1 protein-coding gene and 1 tRNA gene are annotated in these 921 nt (G+C 56.5%); both read left to right on the plus strand.

The window, feature by feature from the left end; translation table 11 throughout:
- Positions 1-377 precede the first annotated feature (377 nt).
- The gene (locus tag AAFX91_RS42030) at positions 378-551 is read left to right on the plus strand and encodes a hypothetical protein (protein WP_165421234.1); all 174 of its coding nucleotides are present in this window, start codon (positions 378-380) and stop codon (positions 549-551) included.
- A 67-nt stretch (positions 552-618) separates the two neighbouring features.
- Positions 619-708 (plus strand) — tRNA-Ser (locus AAFX91_RS42035).
- The last annotated feature ends 213 nt before the right edge of the window (positions 709-921 follow it).

Below are 921 nucleotides of genomic sequence, written 5' to 3' on the forward strand. Positions count from 1 at the left end.
TCATGCGCTCCGTCTATCAAACGGAGCAGCCCCTTCCAACTAAGCACGTGGTCCCACAATCGGGGTCCATTTCAGGCAATACGCAAGAAGTTGCAGTGGCGGTGATTAGAGCGGTATAGCGACCTTGTAAAGCATCATCACTATACCGGCGATCATCGTCCACCATTGCTGCTCATCGCGGCTTCGTCTTTGACGAAGGCGACGGCCCGATCGCCAGTTTATCGCAGCAATCGAAGAGGCGGCGAAACCCGCCGCCTAGCTAACCGGCCGGCGAGCTCCTCGCCGGCCTTTTTCCTTTCCGCATCACCATTGAATAGGAGCGCCGACAGTGCGCCAATTCCAAACGCTCGTTCGAACTCAGCTAGGCCGCCAGCCACATGCTGGCCGCCAGGGTTCACCCGAAAGTCGTCCAAGAGCGGCTTGGACACTCGTCGATCGCGATCACCATGGACATCTACAGCCACCTGATGCCGAATATGCAAAGCGAGGCCGCATCAGCGGTTGACGGGGCGTTGCGAGCCGCCATAAACAATCGCGACGACAAAGGGTAGTAAATCGGTAGTACGTCCACGGTACGTTCTGCGCGCAATGCGAGAAAGTCTATAGATTTCAACGCTTGGAAGGGTGGCCGAGTGGTTTAAGGCACCGGTCTTGAAAACCGGCGTGCCCGCAAGGGTACCGTGGGTTCGAATCCCACCCCTTCCGCCAGTCAAGGCCAAAAAGCCAATAATTTCAGTATTTTTCGGTTTCGACTCACCCAAAGCAACTAACCAAACCATTTTAACCACAGGGGGGAGCGTCGTGGGCGAGATATTTGCGAGGGTGAGCCCGGAAAAAGGGCGTCGAACTAGGCCGTGTGGACAGTTACCTTATCCAGAGCAGAGTGGCGGCAATGGCGACGACGGCGAAGTAGTTTCGCGC

This window comes from Bradyrhizobium sp. 31Argb, assembly GCF_043638955.1.
Taxonomy (GTDB): Bacteria; Pseudomonadota; Alphaproteobacteria; order Rhizobiales; family Xanthobacteraceae; genus Bradyrhizobium.

Excerpts from the sequence above, each read along its gene's own strand:
- AAFX91_RS42030 (WP_165421234.1), top strand. The coding sequence starts at position 378 with ATGCTGGCCGCCAGGGTTCACCCGAAAGTCGTCCAAGAGCGGCTTGGA.